The 324-nt window shown below is 64.8% G+C and carries 1 pseudogene; it reads right to left on the bottom strand.

The window, feature by feature from the left end:
- Positions 1-324, bottom strand: a pseudogene (locus EN857_RS33885) (alpha/beta hydrolase); the annotation flags it as partial.

Below are 324 nucleotides of genomic sequence, written 5' to 3'. Positions count from 1 at the left end.
GGCGCCGACGACGAGGTCGGAGGCGATCCAGTCCGGCTTGTGGCCAAGATTTTGCACCCAGACCAGCTCGGCGCCTGATATGTCGCGCACCAGGCCGACAGAGTGAATGCGGGCATAGACCACCTTGTCGCGATCGCCGGAGATGACCACGGTCGGCGCCGTTATCACTTTGTAATGCGGTGCCGCGCCAAGCGCATACCGATAGAGCCCGGCGACGTCGGTGGCATTGGCGCGGAAGGCCGACGGCCGCAGCACCAGCGGGATCGCGGCTGAGGCGAGGTAATTTTCCGGCACTTTGTTGGGCGAGAAGACGCAGGTCGTGGC

The organism is Mesorhizobium sp. M4B.F.Ca.ET.214.01.1.1, assembly GCF_004791545.1.
GTDB classification, from domain to species: Bacteria; Pseudomonadota; Alphaproteobacteria; order Rhizobiales; family Rhizobiaceae; genus Mesorhizobium; species Mesorhizobium abyssinicae.
This window is presented reverse-complemented; position numbering and strand designations above follow the sequence as displayed.